Consider the following 23,114-nt stretch of genomic DNA (forward strand, 5'->3'; position numbering starts at 1 on the left):
GGAAACGCTGATCAATGGCCCAGCACCCGGATCCATATACCGCCAACGCGTTTCTGGAAGGACATTTGGGCCAGGTCGGCCTGCTGTACCCCCTGTAACCGCCGTTTTTGGCGGTTACAGGGGTGATTTCCGGTCCTGCGAACACACTACCCCTGCGACAGGAGCCCCCATCGTCGCGCGCGGTACAGGTTCGCGAGGGCGAACAGGCTGTGCAGCTGCGCGGTGTTCTTCCTGAGACCCCGGTAGCGCACCTTGCGGTACCCGAAGAGGTTCTTCACCACATGGAACGGATGCTCGACGATCGAACGCAACTGGGCCTTCTGCCGTTCATCGGCGCGCACCTGTTCGCGCGCCGGGCCTTCCGGCATCGCGCGCACGGTGCCGCGCTTGCGCGCGATATGGGTCTCGGGGCGATGCGTGTTCAGGCGCTTCTCCGCACCGACATACCCGGCGTCGCCATGCAGGCTCTGTTCCTCGCCGTGGAGCAGTTCCGGCACCTGCGACACGTCCGAGACGTTCGCGGCCGTCCCCTTCACGGTGTGCACCAGCCCCGTGACCACATCCGCTCCGACATGCGCCTTCATGCCGAAGTACCACTGGTTACCCTTCCTGGTCTGATGCATCTCCGGGTCCCGCGCCTTCTCCTGGTTCTTGGTCGATGGCGGGGCCGCAATCAGGGTGGCATCCACCACCGTGCCCTCGCGCAGCAGCAGGCCGCGCTGCTGCAGATGGGCGTTGATCCGGTCGAAGATCACCCGAGTCAGGTCGTGCCGCTCCAGCAGCCGACGGAACTGCAGCAGGGTGGTGGCATCCGGGGCGTCTTCGCGGCTCAGGTCGATCCCGACAAAGCGCCGGATCGCCTGGCTGTCGTAGACCGCGTCCTCGATCCCTTCATCCGACAGGTTGAAGCACTGCTGCGCCACGTACATCCGCAGCATCCGCTCCAGGCCAATCGGTGGGCGGCCGCGCTTCCCCTTCGGGTAGTGCGGCTCGATCGCCTCCACCAGCGCCGCCCAGGGCGTGATCGCGTCGATCTCGCCCAGAAACCGGTCGCGCCGCGTCTGCTTGCGCTTGGCGGAGTACTCGAGATCGGAAAAACTGCGCTGCGACATCGACCATCACCTCGGGCAGGAAACCTGCTGCCATTATCCCAAACCCGCTCGCCGCGCGGGAACAGCGGCGGATTAAATCAGCGTCTCCCTAAAGAGGGATGGTCGCTTAGAGCTTGCATCGCTCTCATTGCTGGATGCTCCTCTATGCGCTGGAACGCCGCCAAGTCGGCAGAGTCTTCAAGTTGCCGGTATGCCCTCAAGGCCGGCGAGTCATCCAGGTCTCGCATAAGTGGCATTTCGTTGAGATCCCGTACCGCCTTCATTGCAGGTGAGTCATTCATCTGACTCAAAGCACGCCATCCAGGGGACTGACTCAATTCATGACCGAGCCGCGCAACAGGCGAGTCCTCTATTGCATGAAAGGCTTGCATTGCGGGCGATTCGTCAATCGCACGCAGGACCTTCATAACAGCATTGTCATACGGCTCGCCCATGGGGCTGCACCTACTGCACAGATGTGTTGGCCCCTATGAGACATGATCGCGCCGACGAGGCTAGGGGCGCTCACCGAGTCGACTTTAGAACGGTAACATGCATCGTGGGGGACGTCTGGCGTCACGCGCCGTCTGGCGCAACCGTTCATGGTACGCTTAACCGTACTGCGCCCGCCGGTCAACGGGGGCCATGCGAATGGCGAAGGGGCCCGAACCCTGACCATTCCACCACGGGCGGAGCGGGATCGGAGGGTGGTGGAGCGCTGGTGCGCTTATAGCGCATCAAGTCGGTGTGCGGGAGATACAGACATCTTCAAGCTAAAGTTTGCTTATGAGTACTCGAAAGAGGCCATTTGAGAATGCACAGCAGATTATGGATGCCGTGGATCGCGGCGAAGCGGTCTTCTGGAGTAGCCTCCGTTATCCCGTGCGCAAGGACCGTTTGGGGCAATATTTCATTGGAGAAGGTCCAGGCATGGTGGGTCTCACGTGGGCGGACGGCGTGACCCTCAACGGTCAACTCGACGAGTTCTTCACACTTACGCCTGCTCAAGCGGTCAAATTGCGACCGAGTACGCGCCACTAACCTTCACCAGCTGACCGTTCTGGATTGTAGCGTGCTGACCGACTGGATCTTACTCGCTCGATAACAAAGGGCTAGAATCGGGGACCAACCGGACGCGCACTCCAACAGGCGCTACAGCAAGTCAACCGTCCAACGCGTTCTCAATGGCAGCCTTGTATACGTCCGCGGCCGGCAACGTAACGTTATTGAATGCCTCTTGAACTTTGTACACGGTCGTTGAATGTGTCGCGTCGTGCGTCAAAGGGATGACGCCACCCGTCTGTGGTGCTTGGTCAGAACTGTGGCTGTACACCATAAATGTAATTGAGGCAGGCTGGAGTGCGTATGTCACAAGTCCTGCCTGCCCGCCTAGGCGGTCCATGATGCGCTGATAAACGGGTTGCGGGCAGACAAAGAAAAGACCCTTCTTACACAGCGACTCGCGCTGGAGGACCTGCCCTTTGTAGATTAGCTGAGGAAGAATGCGTTTATTGACATTCTCCCAGTTCAATCCGGCCCCGGTTTTTTCGTCAGTGCGACCGTTACTTAGGGCGTCAAACCCTTTCCGATAGCTGCCGGTCGTATCTATACTTTGAACTTCGACGGCTACAAACTCTTCTAGGCTTCCAGTGCCGTCTAGTTTCGCAAGAACCCAATCGACAAAGTAGCTTCCTCGACCGGATTTTTGAGGGAGTCGAAGCTCCCCCCCCCAGCGCTGGCCAAACACCGCAACGCATGGTCGTCCCGTTTTCTTTGCATGAGATCGAGCTTCGCGCCCTGGCAGCAAATCAAACCCTGGGCCAAATGCTTGATGCGTCACATCGCGGAGAATTTTGTAGTTCTCCGAATACAGGCGAACGGGGCAACAAATTACGGGTCCTGACTTAATGGGCTTGATCGTGCAGACGCCTGACGTTACACCATTGTTGAAACGTTTTTCGCAATCACCCTTAAGGATGGGGCATTGCCCGGCTTGAAAAGCTTGCACAGCGTTATGGGAGGTGTCATTAGCTCGATAGCCAAAGAATTCCCAAATGTAGCTCGCCATCAGATGGCTCGCATCAAATCAGAGGTCGACCGCCCAAGAACGCGCGCGAGCGACCTTCCGATAGCAGCCGCCAGAAGAGGCGGTACCGCGTTGCCCACTTGCTCATATTGCTCTACACGCGACCCCACGAATCGGAAGGTATCAGGGAAAGTCTGGATGCGCGCCGCCTCGCGCACGGTGAATGCGCGATCTTGATTGTAATGAAAGTAAGAGCCCCAGTGAGGGTCACACTTAGTGAGAATGGTTGAGGCCAAACCATCTGGATCCACTCTTCCGTACCTGCGGGTATGATCAGTCCTTCGGGCTCTTTGCATGCCTTTCGGCAATAGATGGAATGGGATTTGGGTCCAGTTTCCACCTGGAGAAATATGCTGCATGCGCTCGAGGTTAAGGCGGCTGAGTCGCGCCGCGGAATGATTCATCACCTCCGCGGAACCGGCCCGCATCATCTTTTGGAAGTCATTCTGGGGCGGGAGGCGATACGGACTGCCTTCCGGAGAAGCCTCTCCGTTCTGAAGGATGGGAAGATCGTCGATCGCATCACGGACCGTAGTATGAGGGGGCAACTCGATTGTGTCGGGGATGGTAACGATGTTTCGCCCAGCAAACTTTGAGGTGAAATTCACGCGAAGAGGGGCAGAGCGAACGGGTATAGGGAATGCATCGTCCACACTAACGTGATCTCGGAGGCCAAGCACGATCGTGCGCCAACGGGTCTGTGGCACTCCAAAGTGAGGGGCATAGAGGATTCGGACGTCGGACGCGTAACCATGGTTGGTGAGAGCTGCAAGGATCGCGCCTAAGGTATCGCCCCCCTCGTATGAAACCAGACCCGGCACATTCTCGATCAAGACCGCGCGAGGCTGGAACTCGTCGACGAAGCGGAGAAAGTCTTTGAATAGGTGATTGCGCTTGTCCTCACTGGAGCGGACAGGGGCGTTAATGGAGAAGCCCTGGCAGGGTGGGCCACCGGCGAGTAAGTCAAGATCCCCACGATTCAAGCCGAGACGGCTGCGAACAGCCCGGGCATCCACTGACCGGATATCTGACGTGTCAACGATGGTCTCAGGGTGGTTGATCGCGTAAGTCTGTGCGTACCTCTCCTCAATCTCATTGGCGTAGAGCGTCTGCATCCCCGCCTCATGAAGCCCCTCCGATAACCCGCCCGCACCCGCGAAGAGGTCGATCATCGTGAGCGAGGGAGGTTGGGACTCCGCAGCGGTGCTTCGCAACTTAGCCATCGTGTTACCCCTTTTCCCGTGGTCGGAGCGTCGGGCGCCCGCATGAGCGTGGTTCGTACCGGGAGGAAGTGTAAGGGGTCGGAGCCATGAGTGCCACGATGCTCGGAGGCCGAAGCACGGTCAGAAAGCAACACGGAGTGCGTGCCGGTGCTGCATGGGGCCTTCCCGCGAGAACCGTGACAGTCACGCCTCGTGAGTGTGACGTTGTCGGATCGATTTCTGAAAAACAGGGCGCGACCATTCAGGGATTCCAACGGAATTTGGTGTCGATCCCGAGCGACCATACAGTCGCCCCTCCACAGGACCGCCCTATGCTGCGCTTGTTTCGCCGTCGAGAGCCTGCTTCACATACGCCACCGAGCACGCCCCGCGAAGGCCTGCTCCCCGTCCTGACACCCAACGACCTGCTGCAGCCACCCCACCGCCAAGCGCTCCTGCGCCAGATCACCGGCCTGCTCGCACTCCCGTCGGAGTGCGCCGAACGGTATATCGCCGCGAGCCTGCGCCAGTACGCGGCATTCGTCCAGGCAGTACCGGCGTCCGAGGTGCACCATCACTCCGGTCGTGGCGGCATGCTGGACCACGGCCTCGAAGTCGTGCTCAAGGCGCTTCAAATTCGCCGGGGATACGTCCTGCCACCCGGGGCGGAGCCCGAGAGGCTGTCACACGAGGCGGATGCGTGGTCCTACGGCGTCTTCTCCGCCGCTCTGCTGCACGACGTAGGCAAGCCCGTGGTTGACCAAGAGATCGTCCTGTACGACGCCGTTGGCAACCGCCTGGGGCGCTGGGAACCCTGGCACGGGCCGATGACCGAGCGACCGGGTGCGCGCTGGTACTCCGTGCGGTACAGGCGCGGTCGCGCTCACAAACTTCACGAACCGGTATCCAGTCTCGTCGCGCATTGGGTCCTGCCGCCGGAAGGCATGTCCTGGATCGCTCAACACCAGGAATTGCTGCAGGCGTGGATCCATGCAATCCACGGGCAGATGGAGGATGCGGGGGCGCTGGGACAGATCATCCTGCAGGCCGACCGGGAGTCGGTGGCGCGGAACCTGGGTGGCGAATCACCGGACCGACTTCCGACGCCCACGAAGCCGCTTCACGAGAAGTTGATGACATCGCTTCGACACCTATTGAGCAGCGAAGATCTGCCGCTGAACCGCAACGGGGCGGCAGGCTGGCGCACGGAGTCGGATCTGTGGCTCGTGTCGAAGCGTGCGGCCGACGCGCTGCGGGCACAGCTCCGCGAGGAGGGGCATTCCGGTATTCCTTCAAACAACGACCGGATCTTCGACACACTGCAGGAGCACGGAGTGCTGACCGCCAATGGGGACCGCGCCATCTGGAGGGCCCGGGTTGCCAGTGACGGCTGGTCGCACGAGCTGACTCTGATCCGCCTGCCGGTGGCCCGTCTCTGGTCCGACCCCGAGACGATGCCGACGGAGTTCGAGGGTTCCGTGACTCCGCTGGGCGAGGCATCGACCGAGGAGACAACGGAGCCTGGCGACGGAGCGACAAGCCGCCCTGCACCGGAAGAAGTGGCCACCCCCGCAGCAGAACCGCCCGCGGCGAGGAGCGTCGCAATCCAGACGGGGCAGTCTGGCGAGGTGGCGGAACACCACTCGCCCCCCGGCCCGCCCGTATCCGCCGGCGTTGACGATCTGCCACTCCCGCCGGGTCTCGACGATGCCCTGGATAAAACCACTGACGAACCGACGGCCGAGCCACCACCGCAGCCGATTCCGTCCTGCGATACGGGTGCGGACACTCCCCTGTCTGAAGACCCGGGCGACGCCTGTCTCGAATGGATCCGGCGAGGTGTCGCGGACGGGTCGCTCCTGGTGAACACGCGAGAGGCCCGGATCCACGTCGTCGCCGAGGGCGTGCTACTCGTCAGTCCCGCGATCTTCCGCGACTTTGCGAGTGCGACGGGCCACGCATGGAACACCGCTCAGAAGCGCTTTCAGCGGTTACAGCTGCACGAGAAGTCCTCAGAGGGCACCAACATCCATCGCTATGTGGTGAGGGGCGAACGCCAGACCAGCCGGATCAACGGTCTCCTGATCCGCGACGTCTCCGTTGTCTTCGGTCCGGACTGGACACCCTCACCCAACGACCACCTGACACCCGCCGTCGAAGCGTGAGCCAGCCGTCTTGCCCGGATAGTTACAGGCATGTGACACGGGAGGAATACCGGGATATTCTACACGGCTTATGGGGGAATAATAACGACCGAATATTCGGAAGCACTACAGAGGGATCTGGCAACCAGGCAAGGAAGCAAGGAGGAGGATAAGGAATGTTGGTTTTGACCCTGAAGGACGGGGAAGCGCTGTACGTGGGGGATAGCGCCCTCCTGGTCGCGGTGCAGACCCAGGAAGCACCCCTTCGACTGTCGGCATGTGCGCCCGGTCTCAATATCGAGTGGGACACCGCAGGCAGCCGGATCACACTTCATCACCCGGACGGTCCTGTCCGGATGGAGTACGTCGACCATCGCAAGGCGCGCCTTGGCATCGAGGCCCCCGAGAGCGTGGAGATCGTGCGCGAGGCATTGCGGGAACGACGTCAATCCTCCCAGGAAATTTCGGCTCCATCGCAAACGGAGTAGGCGGTTTCACTGCTGAATCCGTAAGGTCGCGCGCCTGGCAGGGAGACCGTGTGCTAACTTCAGTGATGCCAGGGGCGTGACTTGAACCCGTTACAGGGGAGGGCATGCCCGCGATGGAAACCCACCGCACCCTCGACGACCTGGTGCAGATCTATCTGCGCGAGCGGATTTTGCGGCCCGATACCGCCATCCGATACCAACAGGTTGTTCGACAGTTTCAAAACGACATGGGCGTCAGGACGCTGGACGAGATTCAGCGCGACACGCTGCTGGAATGGCGCAGCCAGGTCCTGCAGCGCGCCCGCGCGACGACCTGGAACTACTACCGTCGCCATTTCCGCGCGATGTGGCGCTTCGCCATGGAAGCGGAATGGATCAGCCATGACCCCCTGGAACGGGTCGATGCGGCTCCTGAAGATCGGCGGATCAAGACCGTTTCGCGCGACCTTCTGGATCAGGCGATCGCGGCGCTCGATGATTCCGAGAATCGATGCCTTGAGCCCCGCTGGTTCTGGCTCGTGGTGCTGCTCACCTTCTACTACACCGGTATGCGACGGCGGCAACTGGTGGCACTGACCTGGGGCGATGTGTGCTGGAAAGAAAGCGAGCTGCGGCTATCAGCAGCGGGATCGAAAACCCACCGAGAGTGGGATATTCCGATCCCCGCGCCCTTGGTGGAGCCGTTGCGGGAACTCTATGACCGGACCATTGCGCTACGCGGCCCCCGGGGCCTTGAGCAAGCGCAAGTGTTCAACCTGGGCCTGCACCGTGGCGAAACGCGCTACCAGGGCGACGGCATCCGAGTAGGACAGGTCAGCGGCTTTTTCCGGAAGTTAGGCGAGGTACTGGGACAGCCCATTTCGCCGCACCGTCTCCGGCATACGCTGGGGACCGAGGTGGGGCGTCAGGAGAACCCTCCGCTTCGCGCGCTGCAGCACCTGCTGGGACACACCAACCTATCGACTACGATGCAATACGTCGAACCCGATATGGGGCAGCTGCGCCAGTTGGTTGACCACCTTCCCCAACCGGGCCGGTCCTAGCCAGCGTGCCGGATCGCCGCAGACACGCAAACCCTTTCTTGACTGTGGATTCCGATATGGGATAGTAAAGGATCGGGTGGCTGTGCATGCCGTCCGTAGCCAGTCAGTACGTGCCACCTGGCAGTACGCCTCGACATTCGAGCGGGGGACGCAAAAAAGAAGGGCGGTGCGACCAACACCGCCCTTCCGATGGTCCGAATAGGGCGGACCTGTCCCTGGCTCTGGTCTGTCATCGTCCCCTTGATCCGGCGATGACAGCAAGTTTGGTGCCGGCGAGAGGAGTCGAACCTCCGACCTATCGATTACGAATCGATTGCTCTACCAACTGAGCTACACCGGCGAAGCGCGACATGATAGCGGGGGCCGGGACCGACCACAATCCGGCAGGGCCGGTCCACAGGTTCAGGAGCGGCTGCCCACGCGAATGATCACGTCCACCCCCTGCAGCTCCTTGCCCTCCGGCAGCGGCGGCAGGTCGGAGATGTCAATGCGCGCCGGATCCACGTCCTCCAGCTCCCCGGTGTCCGTGTGGAACAGGTGGTGATGGGGATTCAGGTTGGAGTCGTAGAACAGCTTTGCGGGGTCGATCAGGACCTCGCGCACCAGCCCCTTCTCGGCGAACAGGTTCAGGGTGTTGTACACCGTGGCCTTGGAAACCCGCGAGGCATGCCGCATCAGCTGCGCCAGGATCTGCTCGGCGCTGAGGTGCTGGTGGCGGGCGAACATCACGCGTGCAATCTCGACGCGCTGCTCGGTCGGGGAGATCGCATGATCGCGCAGCAGTTCGCGCGCCGCGTCGACCGCCAGCAGTTCCGGATTATTGGAGTCGAGGTTCATGTTTCCGACGATATAACAGGGGTCTGGAGCAAGTCCATATCCCGCCCCGGAGACAGGTCAGGACGACCGATACGGCCGGGAAGCCTGATAGAATGAAAAAGATGGAGCGGGTGATGGGAATCGAACCCACATTAAGAGCTTGGGAAGCTCCCGTTCTACCATTGAACTACACCCGCTCGAGCCGGCGATTGTAGGCCTTGTCGGCCTCCGGCTCAACGGCAACATGACCAGTCGAAGAACCATGCAGATTCAGCTGAACGGCGAACCCTTTGAACTCCCCGATGATCGGGAGGCCACCCTGGCCGCGCTGATCGAGGCGCGCGGTCTGGGCGGGCGCCGCCTGGCGGTGGAGGTCAACGAGGAGCTGGTGCCGCGCAGCGAGCACGCGGCACACCCGCTGCGTCCCGGGGATCGCGTGGAGATCGTGCAGGCCATCGGGGGCGGATAGGAAGCCGTGTTCCCCAACCGCACCGGCCTGCAATCACTTACAACGAAGGAAGCACCATGACCCAATCGGCCGCCGCAAAAGCCGACGATCTGTTCCGCGTGGGCTCGCGCGAGTTCACCTCCCGCCTGCTGGTGGGGACCGGCAAGTACCGCGATCTGGACCAGACCCGCGACGCCATCGAGGCCAGCGGGGCGGAAATCGTGACCGTGGCGATCCGCCGCACCAACATCGGCCAGAACCCGGACGAGCCCAACCTGCTGGACGTGATCTCGCCGGAGCGCTACACGCTGCTGCCGAACACCGCCGGCTGCTTCAACGCCGAGGACGCCATCCGCACCTGCCGCCTGGCGCGTGAGCTGCTGGACGGCCACAACCTGGTCAAGCTGGAGGTTCTGGGCGACGAGAAGACCCTGTACCCGGATGTATTCGAGACCGTGAAGGCCGCAGAGACGCTGGTGGCCGAGGGCTTCGACGTGATGGTCTACACCACCGACGACCCCCTGCTGGCGAAGCGCCTGGAAGAGATCGGCTGCCTGGCGATCATGCCGCTGGCCGCGCCGATCGGCTCGGGACTGGGCATCCAGAACCGCTACAACATCCGCGAGATCGTGGAAAACGCGTCGGTCCCGGTGCTGGTCGATGCCGGCGTGGGCACCGCCTCGGATGCCGCGATCGCGATGGAGCTGGGCTGCGACGGCGTGCTGATGAACACCGCGATCGCCGCGGCCGACGACCCGGTGCTGATGGCCTCGGCGATGCGCCACGCGATCGTCGGCGGGCGTCAGGCCTTCCTCGCCGGGCGCATGGCGCCGCGGCGCTATGCCTCGGCCTCCTCGCCGCAGACCGGCCTGTTTTTTAGCTGAGCATGGGCGAAACTGTCGATTCCGCTTCCGACGACAAGCCGTTCTACCGGCGCATCCGCAGCTTCGTGCGCCGCGAGGGCCGGCTGACGCCGGGCCAGCAGCGGGCGCTGGATGACCTGTTCCCGCGCTTCGGCCTGCAGCTGCCGGAACCCGCCGCACCGCTGGACCTGGCGGCGGTATTCGGGCGGTCGGCGCCCGTGACCCTGGAGATCGGCTTCGGCGACGGCGAGAGCCTGGCCGAGCAGGCCGCGAACCAGCCAGAACGCGACTTCATTGGCACCGAGGTCCACCGGCCGGGGGTCGGGCACCTGCTGCGCGAGGTGGAGCAGCGCGGGCTCACCAACGTACGCGTCAGCGACGCCGATGCGGTGGAGCTGCTGGAACACTACCTGAAACCGGCCAGCCTGGATTGCGTGCAGGTGTTCTTCCCCGACCCGTGGCACAAGAAGCGCCACCACAAGCGGCGCCTGATCCAGCCGGCCTTCGTGCGCCACCTGGCGACGCGCATCCGGCCGGGCGGGCGGCTGCACCTGGCCACCGACTGGGCCGAGTACGCCGAGCACATGATGGCGGTGATGCAGGAATGCGCGCCGTGGTTCGAGCCGGACGGCCCGGTTCCGGCGCCTGGCCGGCCGCCGGAACGCCCGGTCACCAAGTTCGAGCGTCGCGGGGAAAGCCGCGGCCACGAGGTGGCGGATCTGCTTTACCGGCGCACGGACGAACCGGCCTGAGGCCGGAGGGAAGCACGGATCAATATACACACTCGCGTTGGCACCCCTGGTTGTCCGAGACCAGGCGCGGTGCGCAGTCGGTAGTGGTTCTGCCGGCCCGTTGTTGAATGATTCGGGCCGCAACGCAGGATCGGGGAACCTGGGATGCCAACCCCGAAGGGGCTCGGCCGCCCGTTGTTATCAAAAACGGGCGCGCGCACGGCGTTGCGGCTCCCTTGTGCAGAATGACTGCACGGCAGTCACCGCGCCTTGTTCGCCCGCAAAAGCGACTCGAGCGCGAGCGTGTATATTGATCCGTGCTTCCCTCAGACGTTCTTGACCACCAGCACCGGGCATTCGGCGCCGCCGATCACGCGCTCGGAGACACTGCCCATCAACAGTCGCTTGAGGCCGGTACGGCCGTGGCTGCCAAGCACGATCAGGTCGCGCTGATCGCGATGGGCGATGTCCACCAGCGCGAGCTCGGGGCGGCCTTCCTCGGTGGTGGCGTCGGCCGTCAGCCCCTTCTCGCGGGCCTCGCCCTGCAAGCGCTGCACCGCCTCCACGCCCTCCTTGCGGCGCTCGTCGCTCTGGCCCGGGACCGCCACCGTGGCAATGGTGAGCGGCAGGTCGCAGTAGCCCGCCAGCTCGATCGCGGCGAGCACGGCCTGGTCGCCCAGCTCGGATCCGTCGGTCCCCACCAGCAAACCGCGATGCGGTGCCTGGGCCCCGCGCGGGACGACCATCACGTTGCAGGGTGCCAGCCCGATGACCTTGCGCGTGGCGTCGCCCACCATCAGGCGCGACAGATCACCACGCTCGCGGCGCCCGATGACGATCAGTCCGGCCTTGAATTCCTCGGCGATGGCAACGATCTCCTGATGCCGGTCGACCCCGTGACGCAGGATCATCGAGGCATCGATCCCGACCTCCCGGGCGCGCTTCTCCAGCGCATCCAGGTCGGCCTGGCCAGCCACGCTCGCTTCGTGGCTGCGCGGCGGGGAAAGGGCGTCGTGCTGGGTGTCCGTGGGGATGATGCGGGCAACGACCAGACGCGCACCGCAGCGCTGCGCCAGGTCCAGCGCCACGCTCTCGGCGGATTCGCTGAACTCGGAGCCATCGGTCGCCAGGACGATGGTCTCGAAACGGCACAGCGGGGCTTCGGATTCGGACATGCGGGCTCTCCACCTGGGCTTTTTTCTCAGCATAACCGACACGCCGGCAAACGCCAGCACTCGGGATGCCACCCCCAAGGCACCCAACCACGCCTTTTTTGCGTCCGTGCCCGCGGGATGAAATAATCCCGCGCTTTCAAGGGAAAGGCGGAATCCGTTTCCCCGACCCGCCGCCTCGGCGCCCGCGCCCGGCGTGCGTCCCCTTCGGCTTCCGGCCACGCGCCGCCCGGCGCGGGTCTTCAGGACACGACTGGAACATGGAAAACCTTACGCTGACCACCGAGATGATCGTGGTGCTCGCGCTGCTCGCGTTCACGATCTTCCTGTTTGTTTCCGAGATCGTCCGGGTGGACCTCGCGGCCATCTCGGTGATGGTACTGCTGGGCCTGCTGACACTGGTGCCCGGGCTCGGGATGCTGGTCGGCCAGGAGGAGCTGTTCAGCGGCTTCGCCTCCAACGCGGTGATCTCGATCATCGCGGTGATGATCATCGGCGCGGGGCTGGACAAGACCGGCGTAATGCACAGGGTTGCGGCGTTCATCATGCGGGTGGGCGGCACCTCGGAGAAGACCATCATCCCGACCGTCTCCGGGACGGTCGGCGTGATCTCCAGCTTCATGCAGAACATCGGCGCGGCCGCCCTGTTCATGCCGGTGATGAGCCGCATCTCCAACCGCCTGAACATCCCGCTGTCGCGCCTGCTGATGCCCATGGGCTTCGCCGCGATCGTGGGCGGGACGATCACCCTGGTCGGCTCCAGCCCGCTGATCCTGCTGAACGACCTGCTGCCCTCCGACATGGAGCCGTTCCAGCTGTTCGACGTGACCCCGATCGGGCTGGCCCTGCTGGCGACCGCCATCGTCTATTTCGTGCTGCTGGGCCGTTTCGTGCTGCCGTCGGTCAAGAGCAAGGCCACCCAGCGCGAAAGCGCGCAGGACTACTTCCAGCGCGTGTACGGCCTGTCCTACGAGATCCACGAGCTATTCGTCCCGGAGAACGACCCGATGGTCGGCCGCACGGTGGCCGAGATCGAGCGCGAGACCGGGATCGCGATCGTCGGCACCTACGTGCGCGACGAGCTGCGCATGGCGCCGTGGACCGGTTACGAGATCCAGGCCAACTCGCACCTGGCCGTGCTGGCCAGCCCGTCACGCATGGAAAAGCTCTGCGAGGGCACGCGCAAGCGCCCCACCACCCATCTCGACGTGTTCGCCAACGCCCTGGACCGTGGGCGTTCCGGCGTCGCCGAGGTGGCGATCGCACCGGGCTCGAACCTCGCCGGCAAGACAGTCACCGAACTGGCGATGCGCCAGACCTACGGCCTGTCGGTGATGCGCATCCAGCGCGGCAACGAGACCTATGGCGAGGGGCTGCGCGACATCCCCCTGGAGCCGGGCGACATCCTGGTGGTGCACTGCACCTGGGAATCCCTGGCCCGGCTGGAGCAGGACCGCGATTTCGTGGTGATCACCTCGGATTATCCGCGCGAGGAACTGGTACCGTCCAAGGTGCCGCATGCGCTGTTCTTCCTGGCGCTGACCGTGGGCCTGATCGTGTTCACCGACCTGATGCTCTCGGTCGCACTGCTGACCGGCGCACTGGGCATGATCCTGACCGGCGTGATCAGCCTCGACAACGCCTATCGCGCCGTCAGCTGGAAGACCGTCTTCCTGCTGGCGTCGCTGATCCCGCTGGGCATGGCGGTGGAAAACACCGGCACCGCGGCCTGGATCGCGCAGAACACGCTGGAGATGCTGGGGACCGTACCGCCCTGGGTGCTGCAGGCGACGATCTTCGCCCTGGCCACATTCTTTACCCTGGTCATGTCCAACGTGGGCGCGACCGTGCTGCTGGTGCCGCTGGCGATCAACTTTGCGATCGCGGCGCAGGCCGCGGGCATGGACGCCGACCCGCGCGTGTTCGCGCTGACCGTCGCGATCGCGACCTCGAATTCCTTCCTGATCCCGACCCACCAGGTGAACGCCCTGATCATGGGCCCCGGCGGCTACCGGGTGAAGGACTACATGAAGGCGGGCGGCATCATGACCATCCTGTTCGCCGTGGTCGCCATGTTCATGCTCAACCTGATTTTCTAGTCTCTTAAACGCAACCTTCCGCAACCCGTTTGCAAGGAGAACTCCCATGTCCCAGAAGCACCCCGTGATCGCAGTGACCGGTTCCTCGGGCGCCGGCACCTCCACCGTCAAGCGCTCCTTCGAGTCCATCTTCCGTCGCGAGCAGATCAGCCCGGTTGTGATCGAGGGCGACAGCTTCCATCGCTATGACCGCAAGGCCATGAAGGAGGCCATGCAGAAGGCCGCCGACGACGGCAATCATCACTTCTCGCACTTCGGCCCCGAGGCCAACCTGTTCGATCGCATCGAAGGGCTGTTCAAGACCTACGGCGAGACCGGCCAGGGCGAGAAGCGCTACTACCTGCACTCCGACGAAGAGGCCGCCGAGCACAACGAGCGCCTTGGCACCAACCTCGGACCGGGCGAATTCACCCCCTGGGAAGAGATCCAGCCGGGCACCGATCTGATGTTCTACGAAGGCCTGCACGGCCTGGTCGTGAACGGCGAAGTGGACGCCGCGCAGCACGTGGATCTGGGCATTGGCGTGGTCCCGATCGTGAACCTCGAGTGGATCCAGAAGATCTTTCGCGACAACGCCGAGCGCGGCTATTCCGCCGAGGCCATCGTCGACACGATCCTGCGCCGCATGCCGGACTACGTGAACTACATCACCCCGCAGTTCGGCTACACCGACATCAACTTCCAGCGCGTGCCGACGGTGGACACCTCCAACCCGTTCATCGCCCGCGCGGTGCCGACCCCGGACGAGTCGATGGTGGTGATCAGCTTCAAGGATCCGACGAAGCTCGGCATCGACTTCCCCTATCTGCTGAACATGATCCCCGACTCCTTCATGTCCGATCCCAAGACCCTGGTGGTCCCGGGCGGCAAGATGAGCTTCGCGATGGAGGTCATCCTCGGCCCGATCATCCACGACATGCTGTCGCGCCGCGGCTGATCGCGCCGTTCGAAGGAAGTTCCCAAGCCCCGCTCCGGCGGGGCTTTTTTCGTTCCGTGCCGAGCATTCGGCTAGGATTCGGGCTTTATCCACCCGACAGGACGGAGCAGGCGTGTTCGGACTCTTGGGGCCACGGCCGGCCCAGCAAATGGAGCGCTTTCGCGGCCGCTATACCGGTCGCTCGCTGATCGTTCATCAGGGCTTCACCGGCGACTGGCTGGAGGAACTCCTGAAGCAGCCGGGCGGCGGCGGGCATTTCCGTATCGACAGCCGTCCGCTGCCGCGGCGGCGGCCCAGCCCCGTGGAGTGGCTGGTGCAGACCCATATCCTGCCGCTGGAACTGCCCCAACCCCTGTTTCTGGACGTGCGCGAGGACGCCATCCTGGCCCGTCACCTGGTGCGCGGCAGCCATGCGGTGCATCCCTCGGAGATCGCCTGGTTCCTGGAAGAGCTGGACACGCGCCACCACGCCCGCCTGGTCTTCACCGAAGACGGCGGCCTGAACGTGCACACCGGCCTGTCGGTCGACGACAACGAGGCCCTCAGCATGCTGGAGCAGCTCGGTTTATGACCACACCCTTTCGCAGTGCCACCGCCCGCGGCGACGAACCCCGGGCCCTGGCCGACGCCCTGATCGCCGAACTGGGCGAACAACCCCAGCGTGGCGAGGATGAGGTACGGGTCGGCTTTATCTACCTTTCCGATGCCCTCAGCCGCCATGCCCGCGCCCTGCTGAAGCATCTGCGCGAGGGGCTGGGCGTGGACCACTTCGTCGGCGGCATGGCCATGGCCGTGATCGGCCCGCAGGACGAGCTCTACGAGCAGCCTGGCGCGACCCTGATGATCGGCGAATTCCCGGCCACCAGCGTCCGCGTCATCTACCACCCGGTGCGTGGCTTCGACGAACTGGTGAAGGAGCTCGACGGCTTTCTCGACCCGCAGACCCCGGGCCGGCTGATCCTGAACGCCGACCCGCGCATGGAGGGGCTGGAGGACACCCTGACCGAGATCGGCGAACGGACCGCCTGGTTTGCGACCGGCGGGGTAAACTCCGGTGACGACGGCGTGGTGCAGATCGCCGACGGCGTGGCCGCCTCGGGCATCACCGGGCTCGCGCTGCGCGACGACGTCGCGATCGCCGCGCGCCACAGCCAGGGCTGCACCCCGCTGCCCGGCCAGCACGAACTCACCGAGACCTGGCGCAACATCATCGTGCGCCTGGACGGCCAGCAGGCCCTGCCGGCGTTCAAGGGCATCATCGGGGATGTCCTGTCGCGCGACCTGGAGCGGGCACTGGGCTACATCCTGGTCGGCTTTCCCATCGCCGGTTCCGACACCGGCGACTACCGCGTGCGCAACATCATCGGCATCGACCTCGACCAGCAGGTCCTGGCGGTCGGGGAGATGCTGGAGCAGGGCTCGCAGATCCTGTTCGTTCGCCGCGACGGGCAGGCCGCGATCGAGGACCTGGAGCGCATGCTGGAGCAGATCCGCACCCAGGCCCCGAATGGCATCCGCGGTGCGATCTACGTCTCCTGCGTGGGGCGCGGGCGCCACCAGTTCGCGCAGGAGGGCACCGAACTGGGTATCGTGCAGAAGCACCTGGGCGACGTACCCCTGGTGGGGTTTTTCGCCAACGGCGAGATCTTCGCCAACCGCCTGTACGGCTATACCGGGGTCCTCACCCTGTTCACCTGACACGCCTGACTGCAGCCGGGAGAAGGCATGGAATACCGCAAACTGGGACGTACCGACATCGGGGTCAGCCTGATCGGCCTGGGCACCATGACCTGGGGCGAGCAGAACACCGAGGCGGAGGCCCACGAACAGCTCGACTACGCGCTGGAACAGGGCGTGAACCTGATCGATGCCGCCGAGATGTACCCCGTGCCCCCGCGCGAGGAGACCCAGGGCCTGACCGAGACCTATATCGGCAACTGGCTGGCGGCGCGCGGCAACCGCGATCGGGTCGTGCTGGCCAGCAAGGTCGCCGGTCCCGGCATGATCGACTACCTCCGCGGTGGCCCGAAGCTGAACCGCGAGCACATCGAGCAGGCCCTGAACGACAGCCTGACGAGGCTCCAGACCGACTATCTGGACCTCTATCAGGTCCACTGGCCCGCCCGTTCCACCAACTTTTTCGGCCAGCTGGGCTATGTCCACAAGCCGGATGACGACGCGACCCCGATCGAGGAGACCGCCGAGGCCCTGAAGGCCCTGGTCGACAGCGGCCGCGTGCGTACCATCGGCATCTCCAACGAGACCCCCTGGGGCTTCATGGAGTGGATCCGCGCGCATGACCGCGGGCTGTCCGAGCGCATCGTCTCCATCCAGAACCCCTACAACCTGCTCAACCGCAGCTTCGAGGCGGGGCTGGCGGAGATGGCCATCCGCGAAGACGCGGGGTTGCTGGCGTATTCGCCGCTGGCCTTCGGCATGCTCTCCGGCAAGTACCTGGACGGGGCCAAGCCGGAAGGGGCCCGCCTGACGCTGTTCGAGCGTTTCCAGCGCTACAGCAACGAATCCGGCCTGGCCGCCACCGCCGAGTACGCCCGGCTGGCCGCCGAACACGGGCTGACCCCGAGCCAACTGGCGCTGGCCTTCGTCAACCAGCAGCCGTTCGTGACCAGCAATCTGATCGGCGCCACCACGATGGAACAGCTGCGCGAGAACATCTCGACCGTCGACATCACCCTGTCCAATGCCGTGCTGGAGGCGATCGAGGCCATCCACGCCCGCTACACCTACCCCTGCCCGTAAACTCGGGGAGCAGGGCGTGGAGCTGATCGACACGCACGTCCACCTGGACCTGGACGCGTTCGATCCGGACCGGCCGGCGGTGCTGGATCGCGCCCGGGCCGCCGGGGTACAGGAGATGGTCCTTCCCGGCGTCACCCGCGCACGCTGGCCCGATCTCGACGCCCTGAGCCGTCACTACGCCGGCCTGCATGTCGCCTACGGCCTGCACCCGATCTTCCTGCAGGACCACGCGGATGCCGACCTCGACGCACTGGAGGACTGGCTGGACGCACACCCCGAGACCGTCGCCATCGGCGAGATCGGCCTCGACGGCTATCGGCTGGACCGCGACTGGGACCGCCAGTGGCGCTTTTACACCCGACAGCTGGCGATCGCCCGGGAGCGCGAGCTGCCGGTGATCATCCACAGCCGGCGGGCGCTGGACGAGGTCCTGAAGGGCCTGCGCCAGCACCAGGGTGTCACCGGCATCCTGCACGCCTTCATCGGCAGCCCGCAGCAGGCCCGGCAGGCCGTAGATCTTGGCTGCTGCCTCGGGATCGGCGGCCCCGTGACGTATGAGCGCGCCAAGAAACTGCACCGCGTGGTGCGCGAGGCCCCGCTGGAGGCCCTGGTGGTGGAGACCGATGCCCCCGACCAACCCCTGGCCGGGCACCAGGGCGAGCGCAACGAGCCGGGCCGGGTGCGCGAGGTCAACACAGCGATGGCGACACTTCGGGACATTGCGCCGCAGGACATGGCTATAATAACCACACAAAATGCACGCCGGATCCTCCGGCTACCCAACGGCACTCCCCAATGAGCACGAACCCGTCCCCGGACTTCAATCCATACACCGAGCGCACGGATCTGCTTCTGGGGCGGGATGTGACGGCGCGCCTGCGCGACCGGCATGTCTTCATCGCCGGGCTGGGCGGGGTGGGCAGCTACGCCGCCGAGGCCATCGCCCGCGCCGGCGTCGGTCGCATGACCCTGGCGGATCACGACGTGGTGGGCGCCTCCAACCTGAATCGCCAACTGGTCGCGCTGCGCTCCACCGTGGACCGACCCAAGACCGAGATCATGGCGAACCGCATCCACGACATCGATCCCGAAATCGAGCTCACGATCCGCCACGACTTCCTCCAGCCCGATACCGTCGGTGACCTGGTCCCGGAGGATGCCGACTTCGTCCTCGACGCGATCGACTCCATCGTCTGCAAGGCCGCGCTGGTCGCGACGGCCCAGGCGCGCGGGCAGGGCGTGATCTCGAGCATGGGGGCCGGCGGGCGCATCGACCCCACCGCCGTGCGCGTGGGGCCGCTGGCGGGGACGCGCGTGTGCCCGCTCGCGCGCCAGATGCGCAAGCGCCTGCGGCGCCTGGGCGCGCATCTCGACTACCCCGTGGTGTTCTCCATCGAACAGCCGCGCAAGGGCACCGAACACCGCCCGGTGGGGGACGGCGGCCGGCCGCGTTCGGTCAACGGCACGATCTCCTACCTGCCCGCGATCTTCGGCCTGACCGCCGCCGGCCACGTAATCCAGAGCCTGATCGCCCGCGCCTGACCGCTATACACGGCTTGCTCCGTCAGACCCCTGCACCCACGGGTTCCGTCCTGCCCTGTGGGAGCTCAGCCCCCTGAGCGATACGGCGCGGCCCGACCTCATCGGCCAGAGGGCTGGCCTCCTACAGGCCAAGACAACCCCACCCCCTACGAAGACGCTATTCGTCGAATACCGCCTCGATGCGGGCCTGGATGTGCTGGTCGGCGTCCGGGCCATACTGCGTGCTCGCCGGGTCGAAGCGATCACAGAAGGCGTAGGCAAACTTCAGGTCCTTCACGCCCAGGGCGCCGAACAGGCGCGCCTCGAAGGAATGGTCCTCCGGATTCTGGGTCAGCGTGGGCCAGCCATCCGCCCCGGGTGCCAGCGCCGGGCCAAAGAACACGACTCCCGGCAGGTTCTTCAGGCGCAGGGCACAGGTGCCCTCGGTCACCCCGGCCATCGGCAGGAAATCGATGGTGCGGGACAGGCGCTGCTTGCGGTTGAAGGCGATATCGATCTCGCCGCCGGCCGCGCGGATCGCCGGGGCCTCCGCCTCGAACGCCAGGGTCTCGAGGGCAGCCGCCCGCCAGGCCTCCAGGTCCTGTGCCCCATGGCGGCTGGGCAGGAACAGGTAGGCGGGCCTGGTGATGGCCCGGATCGCCGCCAGCAGGGGTTCCGAATACGCCGGCGCGTTGACCAGGATCCCGCCCAGTTCGAGGTCGTCGATCAGCCAGACCGCCGGCGAACCATCCCCGATGCGGTAAATGGTCCGGTCACGCAGTTCGACCAGCGGCGCGCTGATCACGGGTTCATTCGCCATGTGCGGGCTCCGATGACGGACGGGCGGGACGCGGCTCGATCCCGGCCATGGTGGTCTCGATCCATTCTTCGACCTCGGCCAGCACCTCCACCGGCTTGCGCCCGGCGGTCTCGATCGGCGGGCCGATCACCACCTCGATGGTGCCGGGGTAGCGCCGGATGCCTTTCTTCGGCCAGAAGCTGCCACTGTTGAGCGCCACCGGCAGCACCGGGTAACCGGTGCGCGCGGCCAGCATCGCGCCGCCCTGACGGTAGCGCCCGTGTTCGCCCGGGGCCACGCGCGTGCCCTCGGGGAACACGATCACCCAGCGGCCCTCGTCGAGGCGCTGCCGGCCCTCGGTGACCAGATTCTCCAGCGCCTGGCGCCCACCTTCGCGGTCGATCGGCACCGGATCGATCATCGCCAGCGTCCAGCCGAAGACCGGGATACGCATCAGCTCGCGCTTGAGCACCCAGGTCTGCATCGGGAAGATCGCGACGAAGGCGATAGTCTCCCAGGCCGACTGATGCTTGGACAGCACCACATGCGGGCGCGACGCATCGATGTGTTCGGCGCCACGCACCCGGTAGTCCACGCCACAGGTGACCCGCAGCCACCAGACATTGAAGCGCCCCCACTGCGTCAGCACCCGGTAGCGGGTGCGGCGCGAGAGCGGCCAGATCAGCGGCGGCACCAGCACGCCGAAGACCAGCATCGAGCTGATGAACCCGAGCTGGAACAGCAGACCGCGGATCAGGGGCAGCATGCGGCGGTGCTATCCCGTGGCCAGGCGGCCGATGTCGGCCACGGTCTCGAACGCGCGGCGCAGTTCACGCAGCAGGGCCAGACGGTTGCGCCGCTCGGCGGCATCCTCGGCCATCACCATCACCTGGTCGAAAAAGGTATCGACGCGATCGCGCAGGCCCGCCAGATCGCCCAGGGCGTGCAGGTAATCGCCATCGGCCACCGCCTGCTCGACGCCGGGACGCACCGCCTGCAGGCCCTGGTAAAGCTGACGCTCCTCGTCCAGCGCGAGGGCCTCCGGGTCGAGGTCGGCCTCGGCCTCCTCGCCGGCCTTGCGCAACAGGTTGTGGATGCGCTTGTTCGCCGCGGCCAGGGCCTCGGCCTCCGGGCGCTCGCGAAACAGGCTCACCGCGCGCACGCGGCGAGCGAAGTCCAGCGGGGCATCCGGCGCGACCGCGGCCACCGCCTCGATGGTTTCGTGCGCCTGGCCCTGCTCCAGCAGGTACCCGCGCAGACGCTCGAGAATGTACTCGCGCACCGGCTCCACCGCCTGATCGGCCTCCGGCACGCGTTCGCGGATCGGCTCGGCGGCGGCCTGCAGCAGCGGGGTCAGGGCCAGCGGCAGTTCGCGCTCGACCAGGATGCGCACCAGCCCCAGCGCCGCGCGGCGCAGGGCGAACGGGTCCTTGGTGCCGGTGGGCTGCTTGCCAATGGCGAAGATGCCGACCAGCGTGTCGAGGCGATCCGCCAGCGCCAGCGCCTGGGCCAGCGGGGCGTCCGGCAGCTCGGAGCCGGACTGGCGCGGCCAGTAGTGCTGCTCGATCGCGGCGGCGACAGACTCGTCCTCGCGGTCATGCAGGGCGTAGTAACGGCCCATCGTGCCCTGCAGCTCGGTGAACTCGAACACCATCTGAGTGACCAGATCGCACTTGGCCAGACGCGCGGCGCGCGCGGCCAGGTTCGCGTCCAGATCCATCAGCCCGGCCAGGCGCTGCATCAGGGCCTCGAGGCGCGCGGACTTGTCGCGCAGCGTGCCCAGGCGCTTCTCGAACACCACGGAATCGAGTGCCTCCAGGCGTTCCTCCAGGCGCTTCTTGCGGTCCTGCTGCCAGAAGAACTCGGCATCGGCGAAGCGCGGGCGCAGCACGCGCTCGTTGCCGTCGCGCACCGCATGCGGGTCGCGCGACTCGATGTTGCTGATCACGATGAAGTGCGGCTGCATCCGGCCGGCCTCGTCGACCACCGGGAAGTATTTCTGGTTGTCCTGCATGGTGGAGATCAGCGCCTCCTGCGGGACCTCCAGGAAACGCGGGTCGAAGGCACCGGTCAGGGCCACCGGCCACTCGACCAGCGCGGTCACCTCGTCCAGCAGCTCGGCATCCACCAGCGCCCGGCCGCCCAGGGCCTTCGCCTGTTCGTGGACCTGTTCCAGGATGCGCTCGCGGCGCGCCTCGAACGAGGGCTCGACAAAGCCGGGGCTGCGCAGCCGCTCGGCGTAGTCGTTCCCGCGCTTGAGCTCCAGCGCGCCGGGCTGGTGGAAGCGGTGGCCATGCGTGGCGCGCCCGGCCGTCTGTTCCAGCACCGTCATGTCGAGGACTTCGGTGCCGTGCAGCACGACCAGCCAGTGCGCCGGGCGCACGAACTCGGTGCGGCTGCTGCCCCAGCGCATGCGCTTGGGGGTGGGCAGGGCGTCCAGCGCGGCCTCGAGCATCTCCGGCAGCAGCTCGCCCAGCGCGCGGCCCGGCTGTAGCTGGCGAAAGACCAGATATTCGCCCTTGTCGGTGGTCTCGCGCTCCAGGCGATCGACCTCGACGCCGCAGGAGCGGGCAAAGCCCAGCACCGCCTTCGTCGGCTCGCCAGCGTCGTCGAACGCGGCGGCCACGGCCGGGCCGCGACGCTCCTGCAGCTGGTCCGGCTGCTGGGCCGGGACGTCCGGGAACAGCACCGCCAGCCGGCGCGGGGTGGCAAAGGTCTCGGGCGCGCCCGGCTCCAGCCCGGCCGCGCGCAGGCGGGTGGTCAGGCCCTCGGCCAAGGCATCGCGCAGGCGCGCCAGCGCGGTCGGGGGCAGCTCCTCGGTGCCGAGTTCGATCAGGAGTTCGCGGGCTTCAGCCATGTCGGGTCCGTGTCGGGTCCATCACGACCGCGCGGGGGGCGCGGTCCGGAAAAAGAA

The 23,114-nt window shown here is 65.5% G+C and carries 21 protein-coding genes and 2 tRNA genes; 13 read left to right on the forward strand and 10 right to left on the reverse strand.

The window, feature by feature from the left end; genetic code table 11:
- Positions 1-146: 146 nt before the first annotated feature.
- From F572_RS0111120 to F572_RS0111125, 3 genes are all read right to left on the reverse strand, one after another.
- Complete coding sequence (locus tag F572_RS0111120) at positions 147-1,112, reverse strand: IS5 family transposase (protein ID WP_017940765.1); 966 nt, start codon at positions 1,110-1,112, stop codon at positions 147-149.
- A 1,141-nt stretch (positions 1,113-2,253) separates the two neighbouring features.
- Positions 2,254-3,159 (reverse strand): NotI family restriction endonuclease, encoded by a 906-nt coding sequence (locus F572_RS15410; protein WP_081611960.1) that lies wholly within the window; start codon positions 3,157-3,159, stop codon positions 2,254-2,256.
- Positions 3,159-4,400 carry a DNA (cytosine-5-)-methyltransferase gene (locus tag F572_RS0111125; RefSeq protein ID WP_018158459.1) on the reverse strand — a complete coding sequence of 414 codons (1,242 nt, stop codon included), beginning with the start codon at positions 4,398-4,400 and terminating at the stop codon, positions 3,159-3,161. The genes F572_RS15410 and F572_RS0111125 overlap by 1 nt, the downstream gene beginning before the upstream one ends.
- Positions 4,401-4,711: 311 nt before the next feature.
- Between F572_RS0111125 and mobH the strand changes: the two genes are divergently transcribed.
- From mobH to F572_RS0111140, 3 genes are all read left to right on the forward strand, one after another.
- Positions 4,712-6,544, forward strand: a complete 1,833-nt coding sequence (mobH, locus tag F572_RS0111130) for a MobH family relaxase (RefSeq protein WP_018158460.1) — start codon at positions 4,712-4,714, stop codon at positions 6,542-6,544.
- A gap of 155 nt (positions 6,545-6,699) precedes the next feature.
- Positions 6,700-7,011 carry a carbon storage regulator gene (locus F572_RS0111135; protein WP_018158461.1) on the forward strand — a complete coding sequence of 104 codons (312 nt, stop codon included), beginning with the start codon at positions 6,700-6,702 and terminating at the stop codon, positions 7,009-7,011.
- Positions 7,012-7,115: 104 nt separating this feature from the next.
- The gene (locus F572_RS0111140) at positions 7,116-8,054 is read left to right on the forward strand and encodes a site-specific integrase (RefSeq protein ID WP_018158462.1); all 939 of its coding nucleotides are present in this window, start codon (positions 7,116-7,118) and stop codon (positions 8,052-8,054) included.
- A 264-nt stretch (positions 8,055-8,318) separates the two neighbouring features.
- Here the strand turns inward: F572_RS0111140 and F572_RS0111145 are convergent.
- From F572_RS0111145 to F572_RS0111155, 3 genes are all read right to left on the reverse strand, one after another.
- Positions 8,319-8,394, reverse strand: a tRNA-Thr gene (locus tag F572_RS0111145).
- Between the two features lie 62 nt (positions 8,395-8,456).
- Entirely contained in the window at positions 8,457-8,891 is a 435-nt protein-coding gene (locus F572_RS0111150; protein ID WP_017940373.1) for a Fur family transcriptional regulator, read from the reverse strand.
- A 102-nt stretch (positions 8,892-8,993) separates the two neighbouring features.
- Positions 8,994-9,067, reverse strand: a tRNA-Gly gene (locus tag F572_RS0111155).
- Between the two features lie 65 nt (positions 9,068-9,132).
- Here F572_RS0111155 and thiS point away from each other — a divergent pair.
- From thiS to trmB, 3 genes are read left to right on the forward strand one after another with little or no spacing between them, the layout of a single operon-like run.
- Positions 9,133-9,339, forward strand: a complete 207-nt coding sequence (thiS, locus tag F572_RS0111160) for a sulfur carrier protein ThiS (protein ID WP_017940372.1) — start codon at positions 9,133-9,135, stop codon at positions 9,337-9,339.
- A 56-nt stretch (positions 9,340-9,395) separates the two neighbouring features.
- Positions 9,396-10,202, forward strand: coding sequence for a thiazole synthase (locus F572_RS0111165; RefSeq protein ID WP_017940371.1), 807 nt, complete (start codon positions 9,396-9,398; stop codon positions 10,200-10,202).
- A gap of 2 nt (positions 10,203-10,204) precedes the next feature.
- Entirely contained in the window at positions 10,205-10,933 is a 729-nt protein-coding gene (gene trmB / locus F572_RS0111170; RefSeq protein ID WP_017940370.1) for a tRNA (guanosine(46)-N7)-methyltransferase TrmB, read from the forward strand.
- Positions 10,934-11,238: 305 nt separating this feature from the next.
- Here trmB and F572_RS0111175 read toward each other — a convergent pair whose 3' ends face one another.
- Positions 11,239-12,087, reverse strand: a complete 849-nt coding sequence (locus tag F572_RS0111175) for a universal stress protein (protein WP_017943130.1) — start codon at positions 12,085-12,087, stop codon at positions 11,239-11,241.
- A gap of 257 nt (positions 12,088-12,344) precedes the next feature.
- Between F572_RS0111175 and F572_RS0111180 the strand changes: the two genes are divergently transcribed.
- The 7 genes from F572_RS0111180 to F572_RS0111210 all read left to right on the forward strand — a co-directional run bounded on the left by F572_RS0111180 (position 12,345) and on the right by F572_RS0111210 (position 19,422).
- A complete protein-coding gene (locus F572_RS0111180) occupies positions 12,345-14,183 on the forward strand; it encodes an SLC13 family permease (RefSeq protein ID WP_017943129.1) in 1,839 nt (612 codons plus the stop codon).
- A gap of 46 nt (positions 14,184-14,229) precedes the next feature.
- The gene (locus F572_RS0111185; RefSeq protein ID WP_017943128.1) at positions 14,230-15,120 is read left to right on the forward strand and encodes a phosphoribulokinase; all 891 of its coding nucleotides are present in this window, start codon (positions 14,230-14,232) and stop codon (positions 15,118-15,120) included.
- A 112-nt stretch (positions 15,121-15,232) separates the two neighbouring features.
- Positions 15,233-15,691 (forward strand): hypothetical protein, encoded by a 459-nt coding sequence (locus F572_RS0111190; protein ID WP_026143163.1) that lies wholly within the window; start codon positions 15,233-15,235, stop codon positions 15,689-15,691.
- Positions 15,688-16,818 (forward strand): FIST C-terminal domain-containing protein, encoded by a 1,131-nt coding sequence (locus F572_RS0111195; RefSeq protein ID WP_017943126.1) that lies wholly within the window; start codon positions 15,688-15,690, stop codon positions 16,816-16,818. The genes F572_RS0111190 and F572_RS0111195 overlap by 4 nt, the downstream gene beginning before the upstream one ends.
- Positions 16,819-16,845: 27 nt before the next feature.
- Positions 16,846-17,880: an NADP(H)-dependent aldo-keto reductase gene (locus F572_RS0111200; RefSeq protein WP_017943125.1), complete on the forward strand. Its 1,035-nt coding sequence runs from the start codon at positions 16,846-16,848 to the stop codon at positions 17,878-17,880.
- Positions 17,881-17,896: 16 nt separating this feature from the next.
- Positions 17,897-18,679 carry a TatD family hydrolase gene (locus F572_RS0111205; RefSeq protein WP_017943124.1) on the forward strand — a complete coding sequence of 261 codons (783 nt, stop codon included), beginning with the start codon at positions 17,897-17,899 and terminating at the stop codon, positions 18,677-18,679.
- The gene (locus F572_RS0111210) at positions 18,676-19,422 is read left to right on the forward strand and encodes a ThiF family adenylyltransferase (protein WP_017943123.1); all 747 of its coding nucleotides are present in this window, start codon (positions 18,676-18,678) and stop codon (positions 19,420-19,422) included. The genes F572_RS0111205 and F572_RS0111210 overlap by 4 nt, the downstream gene beginning before the upstream one ends.
- A 157-nt stretch (positions 19,423-19,579) precedes the next feature.
- Here F572_RS0111210 and F572_RS0111215 read toward each other — a convergent pair whose 3' ends face one another.
- Genes F572_RS0111215 through glyS form a run of 3 tightly spaced genes read right to left on the reverse strand, consistent with a single transcriptional unit; the run spans position 19,580 to position 23,057 of the window.
- Complete coding sequence (locus tag F572_RS0111215) at positions 19,580-20,221, reverse strand: hypothetical protein (RefSeq protein ID WP_017943122.1); 642 nt, start codon at positions 20,219-20,221, stop codon at positions 19,580-19,582.
- The gene (locus tag F572_RS0111220) at positions 20,211-20,966 is read right to left on the reverse strand and encodes a 1-acyl-sn-glycerol-3-phosphate acyltransferase (protein WP_017943121.1); all 756 of its coding nucleotides are present in this window, start codon (positions 20,964-20,966) and stop codon (positions 20,211-20,213) included. Before F572_RS0111220 ends, F572_RS0111215 begins: the two co-directional genes overlap by 11 nt.
- Positions 20,967-20,975: 9 nt before the next feature.
- On the reverse strand, positions 20,976-23,057 hold the full coding sequence (gene glyS / locus F572_RS0111225; protein WP_017943120.1) for a glycine--tRNA ligase subunit beta: 2,082 nt from the start codon (positions 23,055-23,057) through the stop codon (positions 20,976-20,978).
- Positions 23,058-23,114 lie beyond the last annotated feature (57 nt).

It is taken from the genome of Thioalkalivibrio sp. ALE14 (assembly GCF_000376845.1).
In the GTDB taxonomy this organism is placed as follows: domain Bacteria; phylum Pseudomonadota; class Gammaproteobacteria; order Ectothiorhodospirales; family Ectothiorhodospiraceae; genus Thioalkalivibrio.